The 24,665-nt window shown below is 37.5% G+C and carries 22 protein-coding genes and 1 tRNA gene; all 23 read right to left on the bottom strand.

Annotation, left to right across the window (positions count from 1 at the left end; all coding sequences use genetic code 11):
- Positions 1–132 precede the first annotated feature (132 nt).
- Positions 133–1,443 (bottom strand): YgeY family selenium metabolism-linked hydrolase, encoded by a 1,311-nt coding sequence (locus ACLRYO_RS00525; RefSeq protein WP_004698551.1) that lies wholly within the window; start codon positions 1,441–1,443, stop codon positions 133–135.
- A gap of 12 nt (positions 1,444–1,455) precedes the next feature.
- Positions 1,456–2,667, bottom strand: coding sequence for a diaminopropionate ammonia-lyase (gene dpaL / locus ACLRYO_RS00520; RefSeq protein ID WP_278617781.1), 1,212 nt, complete (start codon positions 2,665–2,667; stop codon positions 1,456–1,458).
- Positions 2,668–2,676: 9 nt separating this feature from the next.
- Positions 2,677–3,309 carry a transcriptional regulator gene (locus ACLRYO_RS00515; protein ID WP_004696542.1) on the bottom strand — a complete coding sequence of 211 codons (633 nt, stop codon included), beginning with the start codon at positions 3,307–3,309 and terminating at the stop codon, positions 2,677–2,679.
- A 398-nt stretch (positions 3,310–3,707) separates the two neighbouring features.
- Complete coding sequence (locus tag ACLRYO_RS00510) at positions 3,708–4,127, bottom strand: flavodoxin (protein ID WP_004696544.1); 420 nt, start codon at positions 4,125–4,127, stop codon at positions 3,708–3,710.
- A gap of 10 nt (positions 4,128–4,137) precedes the next feature.
- A complete protein-coding gene (locus tag ACLRYO_RS00505; RefSeq protein ID WP_008714331.1) occupies positions 4,138–4,725 on the bottom strand; it encodes a DUF3793 family protein in 588 nt (195 codons plus the stop codon).
- A gap of 104 nt (positions 4,726–4,829) precedes the next feature.
- A complete protein-coding gene (locus ACLRYO_RS00500) occupies positions 4,830–5,462 on the bottom strand; it encodes a hypothetical protein (RefSeq protein WP_413084609.1) in 633 nt (210 codons plus the stop codon).
- Positions 5,463–5,652: 190 nt separating this feature from the next.
- Positions 5,653–7,341 (bottom strand): glutamine--tRNA ligase/YqeY domain fusion protein, encoded by a 1,689-nt coding sequence (locus ACLRYO_RS00495; RefSeq protein WP_195394635.1) that lies wholly within the window; start codon positions 7,339–7,341, stop codon positions 5,653–5,655.
- Positions 7,342–7,423: 82 nt separating this feature from the next.
- The gene (locus ACLRYO_RS00490) at positions 7,424–8,473 is read right to left on the bottom strand and encodes a 2-hydroxyacid dehydrogenase (protein ID WP_278618201.1); all 1,050 of its coding nucleotides are present in this window, start codon (positions 8,471–8,473) and stop codon (positions 7,424–7,426) included.
- A gap of 123 nt (positions 8,474–8,596) precedes the next feature.
- Positions 8,597–9,064, bottom strand: a complete 468-nt coding sequence (gene mscL / locus ACLRYO_RS00485) for a large conductance mechanosensitive channel protein MscL (protein ID WP_004696554.1) — start codon at positions 9,062–9,064, stop codon at positions 8,597–8,599.
- 284 nt (positions 9,065–9,348) lie between these two features.
- Complete coding sequence (locus tag ACLRYO_RS00480) at positions 9,349–11,016, bottom strand: ATP-dependent nuclease (RefSeq protein ID WP_278618202.1); 1,668 nt, start codon at positions 11,014–11,016, stop codon at positions 9,349–9,351.
- A gap of 171 nt (positions 11,017–11,187) precedes the next feature.
- Positions 11,188–12,075 (bottom strand): DMT family transporter, encoded by an 888-nt coding sequence (locus tag ACLRYO_RS00475; protein WP_008714338.1) that lies wholly within the window; start codon positions 12,073–12,075, stop codon positions 11,188–11,190.
- A 212-nt stretch (positions 12,076–12,287) separates the two neighbouring features.
- Positions 12,288–13,787, bottom strand: a complete 1,500-nt coding sequence (gene thrC, locus ACLRYO_RS00470) for a threonine synthase (RefSeq protein WP_278618203.1) — start codon at positions 13,785–13,787, stop codon at positions 12,288–12,290.
- Between the two features lie 182 nt (positions 13,788–13,969).
- Positions 13,970–14,911, bottom strand: coding sequence for a Dyp-type peroxidase (locus ACLRYO_RS00465; RefSeq protein ID WP_004696562.1), 942 nt, complete (start codon positions 14,909–14,911; stop codon positions 13,970–13,972).
- Positions 14,912–15,192: 281 nt separating this feature from the next.
- A tRNA-Lys gene (locus ACLRYO_RS00460) sits at positions 15,193–15,268 on the bottom strand.
- An 83-nt stretch (positions 15,269–15,351) separates the two neighbouring features.
- Positions 15,352–15,654: a hypothetical protein gene (locus ACLRYO_RS00455; RefSeq protein ID WP_316604086.1), complete on the bottom strand. Its 303-nt coding sequence runs from the start codon at positions 15,652–15,654 to the stop codon at positions 15,352–15,354.
- A 1-nt stretch (position 15,655) separates the two neighbouring features.
- Positions 15,656–16,621 (bottom strand): GTP 3',8-cyclase MoaA, encoded by a 966-nt coding sequence (gene moaA, locus ACLRYO_RS00450; RefSeq protein ID WP_004698566.1) that lies wholly within the window; start codon positions 16,619–16,621, stop codon positions 15,656–15,658.
- 26 nt (positions 16,622–16,647) lie between these two features.
- Entirely contained in the window at positions 16,648–17,088 is a 441-nt protein-coding gene (locus ACLRYO_RS00445; protein WP_004698555.1) for an MOSC domain-containing protein, read from the bottom strand.
- 213 nt (positions 17,089–17,301) lie between these two features.
- Positions 17,302–18,630 (bottom strand): nucleobase:cation symporter-2 family protein, encoded by a 1,329-nt coding sequence (locus tag ACLRYO_RS00440; protein ID WP_038125499.1) that lies wholly within the window; start codon positions 18,628–18,630, stop codon positions 17,302–17,304.
- A 180-nt stretch (positions 18,631–18,810) separates the two neighbouring features.
- Positions 18,811–19,428 (bottom strand): cyclodeaminase/cyclohydrolase family protein, encoded by a 618-nt coding sequence (locus ACLRYO_RS00435; RefSeq protein ID WP_004698544.1) that lies wholly within the window; start codon positions 19,426–19,428, stop codon positions 18,811–18,813.
- 29 nt (positions 19,429–19,457) lie between these two features.
- Positions 19,458–21,128, bottom strand: coding sequence for a formate--tetrahydrofolate ligase (locus ACLRYO_RS00430; protein WP_021148392.1), 1,671 nt, complete (start codon positions 21,126–21,128; stop codon positions 19,458–19,460).
- Positions 21,129–21,377: 249 nt separating this feature from the next.
- Positions 21,378–22,652 (bottom strand): SLC13 family permease, encoded by a 1,275-nt coding sequence (locus ACLRYO_RS00425; protein ID WP_077708600.1) that lies wholly within the window; start codon positions 22,650–22,652, stop codon positions 21,378–21,380.
- Positions 22,653–22,809: 157 nt separating this feature from the next.
- On the bottom strand, positions 22,810–23,421 hold the full coding sequence (ttdB, locus tag ACLRYO_RS00420; protein ID WP_195394632.1) for a L(+)-tartrate dehydratase subunit beta: 612 nt from the start codon (positions 23,419–23,421) through the stop codon (positions 22,810–22,812).
- Positions 23,421–24,323 (bottom strand): L(+)-tartrate dehydratase subunit alpha, encoded by a 903-nt coding sequence (gene ttdA, locus ACLRYO_RS00415; protein WP_004698665.1) that lies wholly within the window; start codon positions 24,321–24,323, stop codon positions 23,421–23,423. Before ttdA ends, ttdB begins: the two co-directional genes overlap by 1 nt.
- Between the last annotated feature and the right edge of the window lie 342 nt (positions 24,324–24,665).

The raw sequence follows: 24,665 nt of genomic DNA, 5'->3' as shown, positions 1-24,665 counted from the left end.
TTCCCTAAAGGGCTACTTAGGATCTAACTTTATACGATGCCTCATCAAATGTTGAGGTACCATATGAAATTCTTAATATCAACTATTTTCAGTTATTTTCGTTAAAATAAATCTAATTCAACGTATGTGATATTAGTCTTTGCAGTATACGGATGGTAATAATGCATATACAGCAGCACATGTTACAAGATCTTGTTTCCATGTAATTTCGTTAGGAGCATGTGCTTGTGCTTCTGCACCAGGACCGAAGCCAATACAAGGGATGCCATTACGACCCATGATAGATACACCATTTGTGGAGAATGTCCATTTATCAGTTAATGGGCGAGCTTTACGCATTTCAACTGTATCTTCTGCACCAATACGTTCGTTGCCATATAAGCTAGTGTATGCTTCTTCCAAAGCTTCTGTTACTTTATGATCTTTAGGAATTACCCAAGTTGGGAAGTAACATTCGATTGGATATGTCAAACCAGTCCAAGATGGACGAGCGTATTCGTACATGGATACTTTCGCACCATATTCTTTAACATGTGGTAATTCTTCGATTTCTGCCAAGCAACTTTGCCAAGTTTCACCAGCAGTCATACGACGGTCCAAGGAAATAGCGCAGGAGTCAGCTACTGCACAACGGCTTGGAGAAGTATAGAAAATTTGGGAAGTAGTTACTGTACCGCGACCTAAGAAGCGAGCTTCTTCATAGTGGTCAGGGTTGAATTTTGGATCAAGCATTTTAACAAGGCCCTTAATTTTTGTGCTTTCATCAGCAGAGTTAGCATTCAATTCACGGATGTCTTGAAGTATATCTGCCATTTTATAAATTGCGTTATCACCGCGTTCAGGAGCAGAACCATGGCAAGATACGCCTTGTACATCTACACGAATTTCCATGCGACCACGTTGCCCACGATAGATACCGCCATCGGTTGGTTCTGTAGATACTACAAATTCAGGACGGATATTGCGTTCCTTAATCATGTATTCCCAGCAAAGGCCATCGCAGTCCTCTTCTTGTACGGTGCCTACAACAAGTACACGATATTTATCACTTAGAAGTCCTAAATCTTTCATAATCTTAGCGCCGTATACAGCGGATACGATACCACCCAATTGGTCAGATACGCCACGGCCACCAATTTTAGTTTCGTCTTCGAAACCATCATATGGATCAAAATCCCAATTGTCACGATTGCCAATACCAACTGTATCAATATGTCCATCAAAGGCAATGAGGGTTTTCCCTGTACCCATATATCCAAGAATATTCCCCATAGGATCTACTTCAACTTCATCAAATCCTAGGTCTTTCATCTCTTGTTCTATACGTTTTACATGATCTTTTTCTTCAGCACTTTCACCTGGGAATGCTACGATCTCACGTAAAAATTTTGTCATCGCTGGGCCATAAGTTGCCGCTGCTTGTTTAATTGCTTGTAAATCCATAATTAATGCCTCCTAACGATCTTCACCATACCACATAATATTTTTATATCTTTCAGGATCCGTATCACCTTCAGTGGAGAAACAGAGTACCTTTGAAGACGCATCTAGTTCTAACTCTTTCCGTAAATCTTCATATTCCGGCATCGTCATAAGTGCCATTACAAGGCCTAATGGAACTGCACCAGACTCACCAGTAGTAATTGGAGTATCACCTTTAATTGGTGCACCACCAACGCGCATGCCTAAACGTGCCACCCAGTCAGGCGCAGAAACGAATACATCTGCATGATTTCTCAAAATATCCCAAGAAACTGTGTTCGGTTCACCACAAGCTAAGCCTGCCATGATTGTTTCTAAATCACCCTCTACGATACGAGGTTTACCATCATCAGCTACAGCACCTTTGTATAAACAAGCTGCAGCTGCCGCTTCTACAACAATTAATTTAGGTTTTTTAGCCACATTGCTGTATAGATTAGTGAAGTAACCCACTACAGAACCGGCAAGGGAACCTACACCAGCTTGTACAAATACATGAGTAGGAACTTTACAATTATCAGCTTCTAATTGATTGGCTGTTTCCATAGCCATTGTGCCATAGCCTTGCATAATCCAGTTTGGAATTTCTTCATAACCTTCCCAGGCAGTATCTTGAACTACAACACCATTAGGAACTTCTTTAGACTTTTTAGTTGCTAAGCGTACACACTCATCGTAGTTGAAGTCTTCGATTGTTACAGTAGCGCCTTCGTTTTCGATTTGTTTTCTACGATATTCTGTAGAGCCCTTTGGCATAAATACTACAGATTTTTGACCTAATTTATTGGCTGCCCATGCTACACCTCGACCGTGGTTACCATCAGTGGCAGTAAAGAATGTAGCTTGACCAAACTCTTCTTTTAATTTTGCTGATGTTAATACATCATATGGTACATCCTCAACAGCTTTACCAGTTTGTTGCGCCACATATTTTGCCATCGCATAGGAGCCGCCTAATACCTTAAATGCATTAAGGCCAAATCGGTAGGATTCATCTTTTACAAAGAGTGCATCAACACCGATATAAGACGCTAAATTCTTAAGCGATACAAGTGGAGTAACGCTATATTGTGGAAAACTTTCATGAAACGCTTTAGCTTTCTTAACCTCTCTAACATCCATAACGGACAAAAACTTGTCACTTGATGGTACCATTGTATTACGTTTCCACTGAATTCGTTCCATATTTGCCTCCTAGGATTCTTCCTTTACAGTATTTAAATCACTATAAAGAGTAAACTTAGAAATATTAAAATACTCTGCTATCTTCTCAGAAGACTTCGAGATAAGAAAAGCCCCTTTTTCGTTTAAATAGGAAATAGCTTTTAAGCGTTCCACCTTATTCATCAATGGTCCTGGTTTACCAACTAAACGTTCTACGTCTAGTAATAAATCATCTAATAGTTCCGATACACTCGTCGTAATTTTTTCAACAGATCCTGCATCTTCCTGACCTGTATTGACCAAACTATCCAAAAGTCGATGCATCATAACAAACTCTGTTATATCTTGGTTAATCCCCAACAAGTATGCTATACGACCTGTATCATCACGAATATACATGGTAGAAGATTTTAATATTCGACCATCTTTAGTCTTTGTGAGATAACCAAATCTGCCCTCGCTACCATCGTCATGACTCAGCACATCTAAAACCACATGCGATGGGCCATCACCAACATGTCTATTAGTTATAGTTCCATTCTCAATATATACAAGAGAAGAATTAATATCCCCTTGTAAATCATGAATCAATACTTCACAGGATGGTCCAAATTGTACCGCTAATCCATGGGCTATGACTTTTATTCGCTCTAATGTACTCATTGAAATAACCCCTCTTTCAATGTCATAGATTAACCTTTCCCGTTTAAATTACGCTAGCCCGGTTAATAGCTAATATAAAATTAACCCTAACTATTTTTGTATCAACCTAAATTTTTGTTAGGTTCTTTAACTAAATTATAGGACTATGTGTACAAAAACGCAATATAATTATGTATTAAAGTTATTTATAATTATGCGCTTATATACACAAATAGAGATAAAGATAAATAAACATTATGATTTTCATCACATTTACTTATCGATATCAAAATTTTTAATGACCTTTGCTCCATCATATCAATCATAAGTACATACAAAAAAGGCTGTAATAACGAATTATCGTCATTACAACCTTTTATTATTAACTATTAGTATTTATGTTAGTAATTAAAATCAAATTAAGCGTTTGCTAATGTTTTACCTAATTCTTGGCATTGTGCATTACCATCATCATCAGGTTCGCCCAAGATTGCTACGCCATCAGCCACTAATTCGCCACCAGCATCTTTAATTCGAGTGCCCCAGTCTTCCAACCAAGTACCACCCCAACCATAGGAGCCAAAGATCGCTATTTTTTTACCACTCAACTTGCCTTCTAGTTCAGTGTAGAATGGTTCAAATTCGCCTTCTTCTAATTGTTCTGCACCCATATCAGCACAGCCAAGAGCTAATTTTTCATAAGCGGCTGCTTCATCAACAGATACTTCAGAAACGGATTTTACTTCAACTTCTTGACCTGCAGCTTTAATACCTTCAGCTACTTCATAAGCCATGCGTTCTGTATTGCCTGTACCGGACCAAAAAATTACACCAATCATCTTGTACCTCCTAGGCCGTTCTTGCGACCAATGAACTAAATGTTTTTCCCAACATCAATTGAGTTTGACAAAATTCACGACATGCTTTGTAACACAAGAAAGAGCGTTGTGCATTTACCACATCATGGTAAACCTTCCACTCTCCGCACATTCGGTATCCCCCACCACGATAGGAAATAAAACATTTCACATCCTTTAATGGGTAACCTAGAAAAATGCCGATTTCATGTGGAAACTCAATGCTTACTTCCATACGATATCTAAGATGTTCGAGCATCTCCATAATGCTCATTCGATCATGATAACCGTAGGCTTTCAAAAATAACATCACCGCAGGTTGCCGTACATAGTCTCTTAATTGCTTCTCACGGAATACCAATAATAGTCTTCGCGCTTTACAACGACATAATTCAAAGAAGAACAATCCTTTTTCATTGAACGCTTTATTATACTCTATCAATACAAATTGGATTTGTTCATTCATGTCCCGTGGAATAGAAACCAAGTTCGATAGCTTAATACCTCGAATTGCCGGTGCACAATGATATCCAATGATATGGTCAATTGAATTCATCATAATAGTACCTGCCTGTTGCACATCGTTAGAATTTCCTCTAATGAGAATAATTCCTATAGGCTCATAGTACTCTTGATGAGAAAAATTGTCAAGAATAATTGATATATATTTTCAATAATTATTTATTATTTGGTATGTAATAAACCTTTAACTTTAGGGAATACAACACTATCATTAGCTTCGTCAACAGCAATTAAATGAGCATTTGGTCCTGTATATTTATCTTCAGAAATACTAATATGTAATATCTCATTATAAGAATTATTATTAGCTATACTTTTATATTTCAATGTGCCTTTATAGGCATTGCCTTGTTTTACTAATGGGTTTATTACCGTGAAAGTACCAAGTACAGGACTATCGCCATTGTTAATAGCCGCAACTAATACTCCAAGAGATGAAGAATCTGTATTCAAATGTTTTGTTTCACTCATGCGACCAAATAATTGTTTACCTAACACAACATTCGCATAAACAGCATATTGCATTTCATTCTCATTTTTAATGTTTAATGTATATACGTCTGCAGAAGACGCGCCCAACCCAAGAAGTACAGACTTAATATCTTTTTTACCCTCCCCAGCAAACAACGCTTTAGGATTATTTTGATACATAGTAACACCTTCAGGCAATTTAACACCTTGATATGTTATAGTTTGACTTCTATTTAAAATGGACTTTATGTTTGCTGCAGAACCCGTAGCAGGCATAGATACCAACGCAGCCGCTACCGTAGCAAGTAGTACTATTTTTTTCATTTTTCTCCTCATGAAAGCATTAATATAATAAACTAGCAATACAACATCTAGAGATTAAAGCCAAACAATGGCTTAGGCTATTCTAAACATCTATTGTCATTAAAGTATTTATAGTAATAACCCAGTGTTAAAGAACCGCCCACCAAGGAGCGGTTCTTTAACATTATAGTAATATAAAATAAGCGTTATATTATTTCTTTTGTGCCTTAGCCCAACTATCGCGTAAACCAACAATACGGTTCATCACAATATGGTCTGAAGTACTGTCTTTATCAGTTACAAAGTAACCTTGACGCAAGAATTGGAAATGATCACCTGGTACAGTTGTAGCAAGACTTGCCTCACCTTTACTATGGAATACTTGTAAAGACTCATGATTAAAATCACCTAAGAAATCTTTGCCATCAGAATCTTCTTTGAGCAGGTAATCATATAAACGGGATTCAATATCTACTGCAGTAGATGCTTCAACCCAATGTAATGTGCCCTTAACCTTACGTGTACAACCGCTACCGCTCTTAGTTTCAGGGTCATATGTACAGTGAATTTCTGTAATATTACCATTTTCATCTTTAATAACATCAGTGCATGTAATGAAGTAAGCTCCTTTCAAGCGTACTTCTTTACCTGGTGCCAAGCGGAAGAATTTCTTAACTGGTTCTTCCATAAAGTCATTGCGTTCAATGTAGATTTCACGACCGAATACAACTTCACGGTTACCCAACTCTTCATTTTCTGGATTGTTTTCAACTGTGCAAAGTTCAGTTTGACCTTCTGGATAGTTCGTAATAATAACTTTCACAGGATCAATAACTACCATAGGGCGTGTAGCTTTGAGTTTCAAATCTTCACGGATACAGAACTCAAGCAAAGCAATATCAACAACGCTATCAGCTTTAGCAACGCCAATACGATCACAGAAGTCACGAATAGATTCTGGAGTATAACCACGACGGCGCAAGCCTGAAATAGTTGGCATACGAGGATCATCCCAACCAGCTACGAGACCAGCTTCAACAAGAGCACGCAATTTACGTTTGGACATAACCATTTTAGTTACATTCAAGCGAGCAAACTCAATTTGTTGAGGAATTTCAGTATCATCCCATTCCTCTAACACCCAATCATATAATGGCCGGTGAACTTCAAATTCTAATGTACAAATAGAATGCGTAATGCGTTCAATAGCATCTTCAATAGGATGGGCAAAATCATACATAGGGTAAATTTTCCACTCATTACCCGTATTATGATGCTCTGTATTTACAATACGATAAATAACAGGATCACGCATTACGATATTAGGATGCGCCATATCGATTTTTGCACGCAATACCTTTTCCCCATCTTTATACTTGCCAGCTTTCATTTCTTCGAAGAGCATCAAATTTTCTTCTACACTACGATCACGGTATGGACTATTGACACCAGGAGTAGAGAAATCGCCACGATTTTGTTTAATTTCATCTGCAGTTTGATCATCTACATAAGCTTTGCCAAGCGTGATTAATTTCTTAGCATACTCATACATTTGGTCAAAATAATCAGATGCATAACGTGGTTGTTCATTCCAATCAAATCCAAGCCATTTAACATCTTCCATGATGGAGTTTACATATTCGACATCTTCTTTTACAGGATTTGTATCATCAAAGCGAAGATTTGTTAAGCCATTGTATTGTTTACCAATACCAAAGTTGAGGCAAATAGATTTAGCATGTCCAATATGCAAGTAACCATTTGGTTCTGGTGGAAAGCGAGTCAATACACGGCCACCGTATTTGCCAGTTTCGTTATCTTTGTTGATAATAGCTTCAATAAAGTTAACAGATACAACTTCTTCAGGAGCTACATCTTTTTCAATGTCTTTATGTTCCAACGTTCTTACCTCCATAGGAAAAATATTCTTTTATTTTACCATATTTTGTATAAAACCGCATATCTTTTAATGTCTTCCACTTTTAGTCGAAATCAGTTAAATCAACGCCAGCCTTTTTAAGCTCTTCTAGCGCAGACTCTACATCCATTTGAGGTTTCTTATAATTTACTTCTTCATTTACACATGTTTTTAAAGGTTTCTTATAAACGCCGGCAATAATATTGTCTGCTGTCAAAATAGACATGTCATAACGAGTCCTATCTGTGTAAGAGCCAATATGTGGTACAATGAGGCAATTTTCTACCTCTAATAATGGATGATCCACTGGTAATGGTTCTGGATCCGTCACATCGAGTGCCGCATAATCAATTTCACCTGTATTTAAGGCATTAATGAGTGCCTCTGTATCAACGATAGGACCACGACCTACATTTACAAATAAAGCGGTATTTTTCATCTTCTTGAAGAATGCTTCATCACACATATGATAGGTTTCATCTGTTAATGGAGCCATTACACAAACTACATCACTAGTCGCTAAAAGGTCATCTAGCTCCATATAAGTAGTCTTATGAATCTTATCATCCAAGCGTTGATTACGATTATGATATACAACAGTCATACCAAAGGCACGGGCGCGGCGAGAAATAGACACGCCGATAGCCCCCATGCCAATGATACCAAGAGTGCGACGACTTAAATCAAAACCTTTAATATTAGAAGGTCTTTGAGCCCAACGACCGTCTTTTACAAAGTTAGCATTTTCTATAATACGACGACTAGCCGTGGCAATCAAGGTAAATGCAAGTTCTGCTACCGTTTCATTGAGAACACCTGGTGTATTGCCATAAGGAATGCCTGCCGCTGTTAGTTCATCAATGTTTACATTATCATAGCCTACGGCCGCTTGTGCTATAACCTTTAAATTTGGCGCATTCTTTACAAGATCAGCATCTACATCTAAAGGTCGTACACACCATAAACCATCTGCATCAACGAGCCATTCCTTCAGTACCTCACGAGGCATCACTGTTTTTTCAGTCCATTGGCGCACATCTACATGCTCTTTTAAATATGCAATCGCATCTTTGCGAACCAGTCCATTTACTACTACTAGAGGTTTCTTTTCCATGTATATCCCTCCCTAAAAAATTCTATATATTATAATTATATTTTATACTAGAAAGCTAACGTAATACAACAAAAAGGAGTAAGGCCAAAACCTCACTCCTTTTATGTATAATTTAAATTTGAACTAGTTCAAATCTGCAGTACAGTTAGGACATTTAACTGCATTAATATTGATTTCAGATTTACAGAATTGACATTCTTTCGTTGTAGGTGCTTCTGCAACTTCCTCTTCTTTCGCGGATTTCATCATTTTAGCCAAGCCACGAACCATCAAGAATACAACAAATGCCAAAATCAAGAATTGAATCAAATCAGTAATAAATGTACCATATGGCAATACAGATCCAGCTGCACGAGCTGTAGCAATATCAGCGCCAGCCATGAATGCATCTTTAGAACCTGTGCTCAATGGCAAATACAAATTACTAAAATCAATACCACCTGTGAATACACTGAGAACAGGCATGAATAGGTTGTTTACAACAGAATTAACCAATGCTGTGAAAGCAGCACCAATAATCATACCAATAGCTAGGTCCATCATATTGCCTTTGAAAGCAAATGCTTTAAAGTCGTTTAAAAAGTCTTTCATTTTCATACTCCTAGATACGTTTAATTGAGAATGCATTAATAACAGTACTAATCATAAAATAAAGATAAAAAGATGTCAATAAATTTCGATGTAGTTTTTAAAATTTAGTTAATATAGTTTTTCATAATTCTATCTATTATTGTAATAAATCACGTATTATGCGTATTTTTTGCACCATATTTTCTATACCTACACTCTAAAACGCTTTGATACATACTAGAAAATAGAGCCTAACCAAACTTTGGTCAGACTCTATTAATTAGAAGTATTAATGTATTGTTCCATTAACCTAAACCTAGTGAAAGAAGTTTAGCACGCTCTATTACTGCAATAAATGCAGGTGGTATCATGGAAGCATCTAAGAATTGACTAATACGACGCCCTACAATTACCCCTTTATTGGCATAGAACCAAGAGAAGTAATAAATATGTAAATCATCTAACTTACGATCCGAAATATTCGATAAACATCGTTGTACAATTTGACTTTTAGTAATACCTAGTTTCGCATAACCACGACGTGCCATGTCCTTTGTTACCATTGGCCGTGCATCATCAATAATATCCTTGATAATGGCATCCATTATGGAACGCTTTTGCATCGCAAGCAAATACGATACAAAATCCATTTCAAAACAAATTTCTTGTGTGTAAAATATATTGCTATGTGCTTTTGCATACTTTCCCTCTACATCTCGATCATAGAGAGCTACTGTTGGAATAGAGAATCTATTAAATAATTTTTGTAATTTACTAATAGAAGACTCTCCTCGGGCATTGATAAGACAAATGCCAAAGTAATCAAAATCTACCCCCAATCGTTTACCAAAACCTGCAAAGCTACCGTACTCTGTCTCTCCTTCTACAATGATAATACACCGAGCGTAGAGCGCCTCCTTAGCCTCTGGAAAATGCATAATCAAATGTTTCTCTACCTCTTTAGGGAAGTTAAACGTAACCCCACAAGCTGCACAGACCATATTATTTTCATCCCGATAAAGGCGAATAATGTGCCGATAATCATCAACAAGCGCATCTGTACTATGTGTAACTACAAAAAGTTGTCCTAACAATCCATCAATTTTAAATACATCTCGCAACAACGATAAAAACTCTTCATTTTCATTAGTTGCAATTTGGCGGTAATAATTGAGCACAGCCCGTTGCAAATAAGGGCTTAAATGTAGCTCTGGCTCATCCACACTGATAAAGATTGGTAAAAACTTGCGACCCTTTCCATCATATACAAGTAAAGCTTCTAGATTTGTAGTCGCACTACTCACCTTCATATAGATTTGAGCTAAAATTTTAAGAGCCACAGCCATTATTAAACGCACATTATCAGCAGAATACTTGCGTTCTATAGCAGAAGATGTAGACAACACCTCTATAAGGTGTTGAATATTGAGCATACAATAGGGATCTAAATCCTTGCGTAAACTGACAATTTCACGCTGCAAATCATCAGTCGCCATTTCTAATCGAGATACATAAGCTTGTAAGAGATGTCCTAATTCAATATATACAGCAGAGGGTATAGAAAATAGCTCTTGCTCTGATGTATCGCGATGACACACATATAAGGCATGACGAATCATAGATAACGCCATAGGTTCAATCCCTGCATCAGTGACTCTGTATAATCGTGGATATACCTCTTGTACAACTTGTTCAAGTCGTAAACGGTAGGTGGGGCCTTCATCAGCAGTATACATGCTTTTATAATTTAACTCACCTAAAGATATTTCAAAATCAATGCGGATAGGCTTGTTTACATCCGTGAAATCACTTTCAATGAACCCATGGCACTCCATGATAATTTCTAAGAGATCTAGAAAATTAGACTTACCTACTGCATTCTCACCGACAAAGTAATTAATATCATTGTGAAAGCTTAGTGTTACATCGGCTAAGTTCCTATAGTTTTCAATATGCATCCATTTTATATACATAGCTCCTCCGTCTGTAGCTACTTTCAAAATGAAAGAGCTCTAGTATATTTCATTACCACAAATCACTAACTAATACCCTTGTATTATCTCTTTTATGTAAAAAGGTGCTAATCACGAATGTAATCAGCACCCCACTGTCATATACAATCTGATATTGTATATATTCGACATTTATTTGATTTTATCCTCTATGACCTTGCCCTCTCTTAATGGACCACTCTGTTCTTTAAGACGCGCCAACATAACAGAAGATATAAACATGGCAATACCAGCACCCACTGTGGCTATGGATAAGCTTTCACCAAAGATCAAGAACCCGTAGAAGGAACTAATAAATACGCCAACGTATTGCAAGAATTGAGCCACTACAGCATTGGTCGTAACAAAGGCTCCGGTCAAGAAAAACTGAGCCACTACACTAATACCACCGATAGCAAAGATAATTAGCCAGTCTGTACCTTGAGGCATAACGAGCTGTTCTGTAGTGACGAGGCCCGCAATCATACCAGTAATCATAAAATAGGCCATAATTTCAAAATTACTATGTTGTCCGCGTTTACTAATAGTTCGTATTGTCGTATAAGCCGCCGCAGCTAGAGCAGCACCTAAAATTGCTACCAAGGCATACCAAGAAAATGATTCATAACTAAAAGGATTTACCATTACTAAGACAGCAATCAAAATGACTCCGAGCCATTTGCCAGCCCCTTTAGGTATCGATTCCTTCAGAAACAGAGCACTAAAGATAAAAACAAATATTCCTGTCGTCTGAAATAGAATTGTTGCATCAGATAATTTTATGTGTACCAAAGCGATAAAATTACATACCATACCAAAACCGCCGTATAGGCCACGCATGACGAGGAGCCCCCGATTCTCTTTTGAAAATCGGATTCCCTTCACATACATGATAATGAGCACCGCAACAGTCCCAAAGAACCCACGGGCAAAAGCGATCTCCCCAGGTGGAATATTCGTCCCCAACAGTTTTACGAATACATTCATCGTACTAAACAAAAGTGCAGATAACAGTGCATATATAAGGCCCTTTTTAGCCATAGCCCCTCCTATAATTATATTTCTCTATATAATTATAAACCCATATTTCTATAAATAATGAATACATCAATACATACTAACAAAATTCCATATCATATATGATGAATGTTAATTTAATGAGAAAATGAATTTAATTGGTTAATCAATAAAAAATGATTACTCAATAAAAAACATATAGATATGCCGCCCTTCTAAGGAAAGGCGGCATTGTATTATTTAGAGAATGTATCTACAAAATCTAAGATTTCTTGTTTCATATTCTCTTTGTCGATTGCTTTTGTAAAGCGCAATGGTTTGGATTGTAAGGCTTCCAATTGTTTAGGGAAGGCAACACCCGTTACAGCAGAGATATTATCTAAGCTTTCATAAGGAGTCTCGCCCACCTTGATATCCAATGCCTCACAGATTGGTGTAGGAAATTTAAACGGATGTGCTGTAGATGCAATCACTGTATGACGAGCGCCATCTTCAGGATGCTTCTCCAACTCCTTCATATACGCCCCCATAGCAACCGCCGTATGAGGATCCATTACATAACCGTAAGAATTGTATACTTGTTCAATGATTGCTTTTGTTTCTTCATCATCAACGTAGGCACCAGCAAAATCAGTCTTAACACGTTTGAACTCTTCTTCATTAACAGTTAATTTGCCTGTTGTTTTAAGATCTTTCATCCATCCTACTGTACGTTCGCTATCTTCACCAGAAATATAATATAAGAATCGTTCAAAGTTAGAGGATTCAAGAATATCCATAGATGGAGAAATCGTCGTATAGAATGGGCGGTTCATATCGTAGGTACCGTTTTCAAAGAAGTCAGTAAGTACGTTATTTTGATTAGATGCACAAATCAATTTGCCGATAGGAATCCCCATTTTTTTAGCATAGTAAGCAGCCAAGATATTACCGAAGTTACCTGTTGGAACTACAACGTTGAAAGCTTCGTCTTCATGGATTGCACCTTGTGCAACCAGTTCAGCATAGGCATTTACATAGTAAACTACTTGTGGAGCTAAACGACCAATATTGATAGAGTTCGCACTAGAAAACATAACCCCTTTTTCAGCAACCTCTTCTGCAGTTACTTTATCAACAAAGAGACGTTTCAAGAATTGTTGCGCATCGTCAAAGTTACCATGAATGGCTGTGACATTGACATTCGCCCCTTCTTGTTTTTGCATTTGTTCCGCTTGCATAGGACTAACGCCATCAGTTGGGTAAAATACCTGAATATGAGTGCCAGGTACATCCTTGAAGCCTTCAAGAGCTGCTTTACCAGTATCACCAGAAGTAGCCGTTAAGATAAGAACTTCTTTTTTCTCACCTTCCGCCTCTTTAGCAGCTACTAAGAGATATGGAAATAAAGACAAAGCCATATCTTTGAAAGCTTGTGTGCGACCATGGAATAGTTCCAATACAGAAACCTTTTCCAATAAAGAGTGTAATGGTGCAATATCACGGGTGCTGAAATTAGCATCGCAGTAAGCAGAATTAATCATTTCATTTAAATGAGCTTCGGAAAAGCATGGAAACAACTTTGCTAAAACAACGGCTGCTACTTCTTGGTAGTTTTTATCTTTCACATCATTGTAAGTTAAGCAATTTGTAGGGAATAAAGATGGTACATATAGGCCACCATCCTCTGCCAATCCGTGCAACAATGCATATGTTTCATTTACCGCAACGGTACCGCGGGTGCTAGTATAATTCATAGAATACCTCATTTATAACTACAATGGATTTTTACGAGTTTAATAGATTTATTATAGCATAAAAGCGCCCACTTGGGGCGCTTTCTATAGAATTGTATAATAAATTTTAATCTGATAGATAAAACTAAACATTACTAACTAATTAGATAAATGTTTAGTCTCCACTATCAATCAGAAATCCCTTATAATTCACCTTCTGCAATAGCATCCAATGTATCAAGAGACGGAATGAAAAATAGCATGCCCGTAATAGGCTTAGAATAATCAAGCAATTTATCATTTTGTGTAAACATATTGGTAAGCATTGTTTTGGTCACATCCCAGTAACGAGCATAACCTATAAAGTATGTGCCTCGAACACCTTGACCAGGTTGAGCAAATGGAACATTCATACGAACGATCTTATGTTCTTCATCATCACGATTGTCTTGAGCCACTACATTGTGAGCTGCCGGGTCTTTTTCGTCATCCTCTAATTCGATATCACTAAATTTGCGACGACCAATGAATTTCTCTTGCATTTCTGTAGGAAGTGCACGCCATGCATCAAGATCATGTTCATATTTCTGTGCAAATGCATAAGAGCCGTTAGTAAATTCAGGATCTTCATCGCCAATAACACCCCACTCTACGGCCTCTTGACCAACAGGATTTTCAGTACCATCAACAAAATCAATAATCGCACGACCTTGTTCGTAGTGGAAGCCATGGGTTTCATCTACAACAGATGTAATAGGGCGTAAGAACTCCATAATTTGATCCACTACAGTATACGTAACAGATTCATCATTAGAGCGGACATGCAAAAATAAGTCAGCTGCTACAGCTGGTACATCTTGTTTATCACCTTTTATGCCTTGGAAGTCTTCTAACTCTTTTGGTACCGGTGCATTAGGGAACAAATAATCCCATGCCTTACGGCTAAAGCCAAAGGCAATGCCCAAACCTTCCCCATTAGCGCGAATACTAACAGAACGTTTAATGGCTTGAATACGATCTGCCATATCTTGAATCACTTCAAGCTCTGCCTCATGATCTTTACGGTTTAATAACAAAGTAGTGAAGTTGACACTTTGGCCAGCATCTTTATACACATCTTGTGTTCTAGAAACATCTACTGCCATTTGGTACCTCCTAGTGAGAAAACTATTATAAAACCATCATAAGCTATTATAGTTTTACTGTCTATAAAATATATTATATTGTATCAATACTATATTCAATTAATATCAAAATTTATAAACTTAATTGAATCAATGACTACTCGTTTGAGAGAAATAAGATTAAACCACAACGTATTTTAACCATGTAAATAACTATATAAAGGCTAAAAAGATATGTAAAAAGCTAAAAGAAAAATATTTACACAAAAAAAGAACTCACACAAAATGTGAGTTCTTTACTCTGGTGGACCACCAGGGGTTCGAACCCTGGACACCCTGATTAAGAGTCAGGTGCTCTGCCAGCTGAGCTAGTGGTCCATGACATGAATAATTATATGCTTATTTTATAGGAATGTAAAGAAAATTTATTACACTCCTATAAAATATCAACATTCATATTATTAATATTGTAATACCCAATCTTTCATAATATTACAGGCCTCAGTAAGGAGTAGATCACTAGTCCCTACGCAGTCTTCACCGCTATATAGTTGAAGCACACTATGAGTGCGGCTTACTTCTTTAACAATAACATTCGTCAAATTAGACTTAGGAACGCTAAACTGTAAACCATAACGACCAAAATAAGTAAATACGGTTTCTTGTGTATTGTATTCTATATGGACTTGAAGCATCTTGCCTCCCGGCCAGCATGATTCAACATTCTCCTTTGATCTAGGCTTTAAAAAATCAAGAAATCCCATACTACCCTCCGATTCGCCACATTGGTCGTTCTGGTTGCTCCATGCCTATACCATCATGTCGTTCTTGTTTTCGTTGCAAAGCACGTTCGATATGCTTAGCTAAAGCCTCTTCTGAGGCACCATTGCGCACGAGTGATACGAGATCAGCCTCATCATCTCGCAACAAGCACAATCGCATTTGACCGTCAGATGTAAGACGTACACGATTGCAAGTGTCACAATAGCTATGAGACATAGAGAATATAAAGCCTACAGCCTTACCACTAGGTAGTGCCAAATATGTAGCAGGACCAAAGCCATAAACAGAATGAACCTCTGTGAGAGATCCGCCACTAACGCGTTCTAGTTGTTCCTTCCATTCATCAAAGGTAGGCCCATGAAAGGCATCACCTTGGAACGGCATGTATTCAATAAATCGCCAAACAACAGGCCATTTTTCAACATATTGTAATAAAGATTTAACTTCATCATCGGACCAATAACGAGATAAAACCGTATTAATCTTAACGGATTTAAAGTTAGCATTAATAGCACTACGTATACCGTCGAGGACGGACTCCAACTGTCCCGCTTTACCAACACAGGTGGCAAAAGCTTCAGTTTCAAGAGAGTCCAAACTAATATTCACACGATTCAAGCCAAGTTTTTTTAACCGTTGCGCTCGTGAGGCTAATAAACTACCATTGGTAGTCATAGAAATATCTTCAAACCAACCTGTTTCTTTAATACGACCTAGTAACTCTTCGATATGTGGATAGAGCAAAGGCTCACCGCCTGTGAGGCGTACTGCCTTCACACCAATATGATGGAAGGCCCCTAATATATTCATCCATTCATCAACAGATAATAGTTGTGTTTGACTTTGAGGAGTAATTTCTGCAGGTCGGCAGTAGGGACAACAAAAATTACACGCATCTGTCAACGACAGACGTACATATTCAATTGTACGACCCCATGCGTCTTTCATAACACACCTCATTTACTAATACGAAATTATTTAATAATAGATACTTCATCACCTACATGAATCATACCAGTTTTAAGAACCTTACCAAAGATACCTTGTGTAGGCATAATACAGGAACCAACTTGTTTCATAATTTCACAACCTTGATGACATTCCTTGCCAATTTGAGTAATTTCAAGAATCACATCATCACCTACTTGTAAGTGAGTCCCTACAGCTAATTCATAAAGAACCATGCCTTCTACTGTAATGTTTTCAGCGAAATCACCAGGTTTGACATCTGCACCTTGTGCCCTCATGTGATCAATACTCGCAATACCAAGCAAGCTGATTTGGCGATGCCAATTTCCTGCATGAGCATCTCCCTCCATCCCATGATCAACAATGAGATTGGCGGATTCAATATTATGTTTTTTTTGCCCTTTTCTCTCACTTATGGAGATAGCAATAATTTTTCCGTCTGCCACGTAGCCCTTCCCTTCTTATGGGAACATTCCATATACATAACTTTTATAAACACTTAATTGTAAATACAAATTAATATTTCTATTTTATGAAAGCATCACAAAATAGTTCTACAATTATCTATATATTATAGCATAATATTCTAATGTTTTTCCTGTGATTTTATTCACTAAAAAAACTCTACCGAAAGAGGTAGAGTTCTCATCTAGTTATTATTATCGGCGACCCATTTCTTTAATTTCGTCACCTTTATTAACACCATTTAGTAATAAATTAAGCAAGATTGCCATAATACTACCAAAGGTAATGCCAGATTTTAATATAATTTGTGCCCAATCAGGGAAATTAGCATAAAAGTTCGGCGCCGCAATAGGGATCATAGCCACTCCAATACTAATCGCCACAAGCATCAAGTTATGATTACCATCAAAACTAACCTTGCCAAGAGCGCGGATACCACTGGCAACAATCATACCAAACATAGCAATACCAGCACCACCAAGCACTGCATTTGGAATACTAGCAACTATAGCAGCTAGTTTAGGAAATAAACCTAACAAAATTAAGATTACTCCAGATGCAGCTACTACAAAGCGACTTTTAACACCTGTAACCGCAATAAGTCCTACATTTTGAGCAAAGGCTGTATATGGGAAACTATTAAGAATTCCCCCTATTAAAGTAGAAATACCATCGGCACGAATAACAGAAGCCAATTCTTTTCGACCTATTGGCTTATCCACAATTTCACCAATAGCAATACTATCACCTGTAGTCTCTACCATGACAACGAGCATGACGATAATCATAGATAGTACAGAAGCCCAGTCAAAGGTTGGCAAACCAAAATAGAATGGTTCAATGAAAGCAACCCATTGAGATCGACCAACTTCATCAAAATTAGCAACGCCCATTGCAAAGGCAATTGCTGTGCCTGCGATCAAACCGATTAATACAGAAAGATTACTTAAGAAACCTTTAGCAAACTTGTATACAAATACAACAATTAAGAACGTAAGAAACCCAAGTCCTATGTTTGTATAGCTTCCAAATTCTGGATTTCCTACGCCGCCCCCCATCCAATTAATGGCAACTGGCATTAAGTTAATCCCAATAAGAGTAATTATGGTTCCCGTTACAACAGGGGGGAACAGTCGAATTAGACGACTAAAGAATGGAGCTACTAGAAAGGTAAATAAACCTGCTACAATAATGGCGCCGTAAATGGCAGTCATACCATGCTGTGCCCCAATCATAGTCATAGGTCCGACAGATGCAAAGGTAACACCTTGGATCATAGGGATACGCCCACCTATATTACCGAAGCCTAATGTTTGAATTAAGGTCGCAATGCCACAAGTAAACAAGTCTGCTGTAATAAGACGAATCAAGTCCTCCACAGGTAAATTCATCGCCTGTGCCACGATAATCGGTACCGCGACAGCTCCAGCATACATGGCAAGTACATGCTGTAAACCAAAGGCAAAGAGCTGTGGTATGGGCAACATACTATCGACTGTATTTATTTGGTTCTGATCTGTCATAATGTCTCCTACATAAAACCTCGAAATATCACCCATTTATTTTACACTATCGTTCGGATTATAACAATAGAAAAAAGAGAGTCTATTATTTTATACGTATTAATAGGCTCTCTTTATATTATTTCCCGAACTTTTATAGTTTGCTCGGTTATATTATTCGATTTATATTATAATCTCTTATTATTCATATAACCCTATGATAGACGACTCTTTAACATCAAGATCTTTTTCAATGGCATACATCTTAGATGTTAGTTCTGCTACAAAACTTTCATCTTTAATACCAGATAAATTAATACGCACATTCAAAAAAGCCGATTTCACCGCAGCACGCGCATTAATAGCCGCAATAATACCATCTGTAATAAGATTTTGATTCCCCTTACGAGAGGCTAATTCTGCTAAATCAAATATTTGATTCGCTAATTCTCCAATTTCAAAAGGTACCATAGCAGCATCTTTGTATGCTTGTTGAATAGCAGCTGTACGCGCAGCCTTCTCTTCATCTGTATTCTTTGGCAATCCTAAGGCGTTCATAAAGATATTAAATACATCTGCATCAGCTTGAGATAATTCGAGCATGCGCTTGCGAATCGCTTCTGCTTTAGCTTGAAGCTCCTCCATTTCGGTCTGAACCGCTTCATAACCTTTTTTACCAAATGTAAGGTTTGCTACCATTTCTGCTAAAGCCGCCCCCGTTGCGGCAGTCAATGCCGCAATAGCACCACCACCTGGCGTTGGCTCTTTAGAGGCAGTAGCAGCCACAAAATCTATTACTCGTTGTTCTACTAATTTCATAACATAGCCTCATGTAAAAACACTTTCTATTAAAACAAGCCTTTAATTGTGCCGTCTGCTTCGATATCCATATTAAGAGCAGCAGGACGTTTAGGAAGGCCCGGCATGACCATTACGTCACCTGTACGACATACGATAAAGCCTGCCCCATTAGCAACACGAATATCGGATACAGTAATTGTAAAGCCAGTTGGTGCGCCCAAAAGAGCTGGATTATCGGATAAGGAGTATTGCGTTTTCGCCATACATACAGGCAAACGATCAAGTCCCCAATCTGCTAATTGTTTAATTTGCTTTTTGGCTTTGTCCGTAAAGATAACACCATCGCCACCATAAATAGTTTTAACGATTTTATTAACTTTGTCCTCAAAACTATCTTCTAACTTATATACGAATTTAGGTGTTGGCTTAGGGCCTTCAAGTAACTCTACAACTTTTTTCGCCATATCAGTGCCGCCTTCGCCGCCCTTTTCCCAACATTCATTAAGCTCTACAGGCACGCCAAACTCATCACATAGGCGAGTCAACTCAGCAATTTCTGCATCTGTATCGCTAGCAAATTTATTGATTGCCACTAATACAGGCACATTGAAATAACGCATGTTTTCAATTGCTTTTTGTAAGTTGCTGAAACCTTTAGTTACGGCTTCAACATTTTCTGTATTCAACTCTTGTTTTGGTACACCACCATGCATTTTAAGAGCTCGTAATGTAGCTACGATAACGATTGCATCAGGGAAAATATCGCCGTATCGGCATTTAATATCAAGGAATTTTTCAGCACCCAAGTCAGCGCCAAAGCCCGCTTCCGTAACTACGATATCACCAATCTTAAGTCCTAGTTTTGTAGCTACAATGGAGTTACAACCATGAGCGATATTAGCGAATGGACCACCATGAACGATGGCCGGTGTATGTTCTAGTGTTTGTACAAGATTCGGCTTGATAGCATCTTTCATAAGGAGAGCCATCGCACCTTGACAACCAAGTTGATGAACATAAACAGGATCACCTGCTAAGTTACAACCGATAACGATGCGACCAAAACGTTCTTTCAAATCTTCTAAATCCTTAGCTAAGCAAAGTATAGCCATGATTTCAGAAGCTACAGTAATCATAAAATGATCTTCCCGAGGGAAGCCACATACTTTACCACCGAGTGCAACTGTCACATTGCGAAGAGCACGGTCATTCATGTCTAGAACACGAGTCCAGGATAGTTGACGCAAATCGATTTGTAATTCATTACCTTGATGGATGTGATTGTCGATCATAGCCGACAACAAATTGTTAGCCGCTGTAATAGCATGCATATCACCTGTAAAGTGAAGATTGATATCATCCATTGGCACAACTTGAGCATAACCGCCACCTGCCGCACCACCCTTAATACCAAATACAGGCCCTAAGGATGGCTCACGTAATGTAGCGATAGCATTTTTACCGATTTTTTGTAAGCCTTGTACGAGGCCGATGCTCGTTGTAGACTTACCTTCCCCTGCCGGTGTTGGCGTAATAGCCGTAACAAGTACCAATTTACCATCTGGCTTAGCTTCTAAACGGCGAATAGCATCAAAGGAAATTTTCGCTTTATAATGACCATATTGTTCAATATCATCAGGTGTTAAACCACATTTATCGGCAATAACCTGAATCTTCTCCATTTTATTCTGTTGGGCAATCTCAATATCGCTTAACATAAAGCCTCCTCGGCACCATGGCCAGCTCAAAAACTATATAACAACTATGAAACCACATTCAATGTCTACTGTAGATGTATATTTGTACAACTACAGTAATCTATTATATATGAAAGTAGCCCTTATGTCTAATCAATTCTTACCTATCTATACATTATATTAACTTATTACTAAAATATTCTCTCCCAATAGTACAAAAATAAAACCGCCACCTATGGTGACGGTTTTGTATGACTAACCTTTATATAATTATGGGTTAAACGGGAACAAAATCGGTAACAACACTAAAGATACAATTGCAGATACTACAATTAACGGTACGCCTGCTTTTACATAGTCTTTAAAACTATACCCAGCTACATTATATACCATAGTATTTGCAGGCATCCCTATAGGTGTACCATACGCAAGAGAGCTAGAAATTACGATGGCAACAAGAATCGCTTTAGGATCAAAACCTAATTGAGATGCTAGAGACAATCCGATTGGAGCTAGCAATGCAACATCTGCTGTATTGGACATGAAGTTTGTCATAAATACAGATAGGAAGAAAAGTACCGCTAATAATGCCAATGGATTAGGTGTATCCCCCAAAGCATCAACAATAAGATTTGCAATATATGCACCTGCCCCAGATTTTACCATTGCTGTGCCAAGAGCTAAGGAACCTACAAATAATAAAATAGTCTTCATATCAATAGACTTAACTGCTTCGTTTTCGGTAATAACTCCTGTCGCTACGATAACAAGTGCGCCTACCCAGGCACTAACCGCTAAGGATACGCCAATTTGTTTTTCAAAAATCATAGCAGCGATAGTCAACACCAATACCAAACCAGCTACCCATTTTTTCCAAACTGGAACATGACTGAAATCAGCATTTTTTTGATAGTTTGGATCAGGTTCACGCGTTGGAACTTCAGGTAAGAATCTTTTACCAATGAATGCATAGAATAAAGTACCTACGATAAGCATAGGTAAACCTACTTCACCATAAGCAAAGAAACTAAAGGATCCAAGGCCGGCTTCTTGCAAATTAGAATTTGCAATCATATTACCAGGAGAGCCAATCATAGAAATATTCCCCCCCATAGCAGCGGCAAATACGATTGGCATTAAGAATTTAGTTTGGTTAAAACCACCCTTTTTGCAAATACCAATAACAACAGGAATCATAACCGCTGCAGTACCTGTATTAGATAAGAAGCCAGACATAATACCTGTAAGCATCATAATAGCAATAATAAGGATAGTTTCATTTTTAGCAAATTTATTAACAACGTTACCAACATCAACAGCTACACCTGTTTCAAAGAAAGCAGCGCCGATAATAAACATAGCAATAAACAAAATAACATTAGAGTCAACGAAACCTTTAAAAGCTTCCGCTGCAGTTAATACACCAGAAAGATGTAATCCAACGGCCACAATCATAGCCGTAATAGACAATGGAATTTTCTCCAATGCAAACATTACGATTGCAAATACAAGAAATCCCAGTGTAATAGCAATACTATAATCCATGAGAATTCCTTTCATGGTAGTCATACTCTTATAGTATATCTATATGAAGATACGCTGTAAATCACAAAACAATATTATTAATAATTATTTCTCATATAGATATATTTACAAGTTATGAAGTTATTCATAATATAAAGAAATCGCTATTCTTATCTTATTATTTGATGAAACCTACGTGTTTATATATTTCGTCTAATATTTCATCTTTTTTCTTATTATATTCTATTTTCTTTTCTTCAAAGTAGTTATTACCGTCTGCATCAATGGATACGATAAGCGGACCAAATTCTTTAACCTTAAAAGTCCACAAAGTCTCACACATACCTAATTCACGCCAATTAGCAGATTCTACTTTTTCGACTTCTGTAGCAGCAAGAACCGCATTACCTGCAGGGAACACACAGTGTAGTGCACCAAAGTCTTTGCAGGCACGTGCTGTTTCAGGACCCATGCCACCTTTACCTACAATGAGACGTACACCTGTCTTTTTAACAAATTCATATTCGTATTTTTCCATCCTCATAGATGTAGTAGGTCCTACAGATACAACTTCAAATTCATTATCGCTTAAAGTACGAATAATTGGACCTGCATGAAGTATAGCCCCATCTTTAACATCAACCGGTAACGTTTTACCTTCTTCTACCACACGACGATGCCCCATATCACGACAGGTTGTAATATGCCCAGTCAAATAAATCACATCGCCTGGCTTAATGCCTGCTAAATCAGATTGTTGAATAGGTGTAGTTAATATTTTCTTAGCCATTATAATGTCACTCCTTTATGAGATTTAACTGTGCAATTACCATCCTTGTCAAATACGAGATCGCCGCGACGATGATTCCAACAACCTACACTAACAGCACAAGAAATAACAGATGGATGACGTGTACCATGTTCAATGTTCACACCTAAAACAGTTTTATCCCCACCCATACCTTGAGGTCCAATACCAATCTTATTAATTCCATCTTCTAACAATTGTTCCATATAAGCCGCTTTTTCATTAGGTGCTTTTGAAGATACAGGGCGCATTAATGCTTTTTTAGATAATCCAGCAGCGGTATCAATAGTTGTAGCAATCCCTACACCTACCAATAGTGGAGGACACGCATTCAATCCATAGCTTGTCATCAAATCAAGAACAAACTTAGCAATACCTTCATAGCCTTCGCCTGGCATCAATGTTTTACCTGACCCTGGCAAGGAACACCCGCCACCAGCCATATAAGGGAAGATTTCTACATCATCACAACCAGAAATGATATCCCAGTGAATATAAGGTGCAGTGAGGCCAATATTTTTACCAGTATTAAACTCATCAAAAGTTTCTACACAGTTCAATCGTAATGGAGCCTCTTGTGTAGCCTTATAAGTTGCTTCTCTTAGAATATCTTCTAATTCTCCTAATAAGGGATAATTAGATCCAACCTTTACCCAAAATTGTAATACACCAGTATCTTGACAAGAAGGACGATTAAGCTGAGCTGCTAAATCCATATTATGTTGCATTGTTTCATAAATAGATTTGGCCATAGGATTTTTTTCATCCTGTGCCAATTCATGAATTTTTTCTTGTACATCATCAGGCAATACCTTTGCCATATAAGAAATGAAATTAGCTATCTTATTTGTCATTTCTTGTACTTGTTGTTCCTTCGTACTCATCGCAAACCTCCAAAAAGACTTCAATATTTAAGACGTGATTATTTCTGTTTCGGAACCTTAGCTCCTTTCGATGATTCTATTCTACTCTTTTTTCAGTATATAACTATCCAATTTACAAGTTGATTTTTATTGGTGAAAGTCTGTCAAACACATACAAAATTTCCTTAATTATTTTCTTTTAACCCATTAAAAATATACAATTTCACCTATATGATTATAAAAAAAAGAGCACTACCATCAGAACGTAGTGCTCTTTCACCATATATTTTAATAGGATTAACAAATATACAAAATCACCTATACCTAATAATTGTATATCCACCTAATTTAATTTTCAAAATC

The sequence above is a fragment of the Veillonella parvula genome, assembly GCF_047241225.1.
GTDB classification, from domain to species: domain Bacteria; phylum Bacillota; class Negativicutes; order Veillonellales; family Veillonellaceae; genus Veillonella; species Veillonella parvula_O.
This window is presented reverse-complemented; position numbering and strand designations above follow the sequence as displayed.

Excerpts from the sequence above, each read along its gene's own strand:
- ACLRYO_RS00525 (WP_004698551.1), bottom strand. The coding sequence starts at position 1,443 with ATGGATTTACAAGCAATTAAACAAGCAGCGGCAACTTATGGCCCAGCG.
- dpaL (WP_278617781.1), bottom strand. The coding sequence starts at position 2,667 with ATGGAACGAATTCAGTGGAAACGTAATACAATGGTACCATCAAGTGAC.
- ACLRYO_RS00515 (WP_004696542.1), bottom strand. The coding sequence starts at position 3,309 with ATGAGTACATTAGAGCGAATAAAAGTCATAGCCCATGGATTAGCGGTA.
- ACLRYO_RS00510 (WP_004696544.1), bottom strand. The coding sequence starts at position 4,127 with ATGATTGGTGTAATTTTTTGGTCCGGTACAGGCAATACAGAACGCATG.
- ACLRYO_RS00500 (WP_413084609.1), bottom strand. The coding sequence starts at position 5,462 with ATGAAAAAAATAGTACTACTTGCTACGGTAGCGGCTGCGTTGGTATCT.
- ACLRYO_RS00490 (WP_278618201.1), bottom strand. The coding sequence starts at position 8,473 with ATGGAAAAGAAACCTCTAGTAGTAGTAAATGGACTGGTTCGCAAAGAT.
- mscL (WP_004696554.1), bottom strand. The coding sequence starts at position 9,064 with ATGAAAGACTTTTTAAACGACTTTAAAGCATTTGCTTTCAAAGGCAAT.
- ACLRYO_RS00480 (WP_278618202.1), bottom strand. The coding sequence starts at position 11,016 with ATGTATATAAAATGGATGCATATTGAAAACTATAGGAACTTAGCCGAT.
- ACLRYO_RS00475 (WP_008714338.1), bottom strand. The coding sequence starts at position 12,075 with ATGGCTAAAAAGGGCCTTATATATGCACTGTTATCTGCACTTTTGTTT.
- thrC (WP_278618203.1), bottom strand. The coding sequence starts at position 13,787 with ATGAATTATACTAGCACCCGCGGTACCGTTGCGGTAAATGAAACATAT.
- ACLRYO_RS00465 (WP_004696562.1), bottom strand. The coding sequence starts at position 14,911 with ATGGCAGTAGATGTTTCTAGAACACAAGATGTGTATAAAGATGCTGGC.
- ACLRYO_RS00455 (WP_316604086.1), bottom strand. The coding sequence starts at position 15,654 with ATGGGATTTCTTGATTTTTTAAAGCCTAGATCAAAGGAGAATGTTGAA.
- moaA (WP_004698566.1), bottom strand. The coding sequence starts at position 16,621 with ATGAAAGACGCATGGGGTCGTACAATTGAATATGTACGTCTGTCGTTG.
- ACLRYO_RS00440 (WP_038125499.1), bottom strand. The coding sequence starts at position 18,630 with ATGACAGATCAGAACCAAATAAATACAGTCGATAGTATGTTGCCCATA.
- ACLRYO_RS00435 (WP_004698544.1), bottom strand. The coding sequence starts at position 19,428 with ATGAAATTAGTAGAACAACGAGTAATAGATTTTGTGGCTGCTACTGCC.
- ACLRYO_RS00430 (WP_021148392.1), bottom strand. The coding sequence starts at position 21,128 with ATGTTAAGCGATATTGAGATTGCCCAACAGAATAAAATGGAGAAGATT.
- ACLRYO_RS00425 (WP_077708600.1), bottom strand. The coding sequence starts at position 22,652 with ATGGATTATAGTATTGCTATTACACTGGGATTTCTTGTATTTGCAATC.
- ttdB (WP_195394632.1), bottom strand. The coding sequence starts at position 23,421 with ATGGCTAAGAAAATATTAACTACACCTATTCAACAATCTGATTTAGCA.
- ttdA (WP_004698665.1), bottom strand. The coding sequence starts at position 24,323 with ATGAGTACGAAGGAACAACAAGTACAAGAAATGACAAATAAGATAGCT.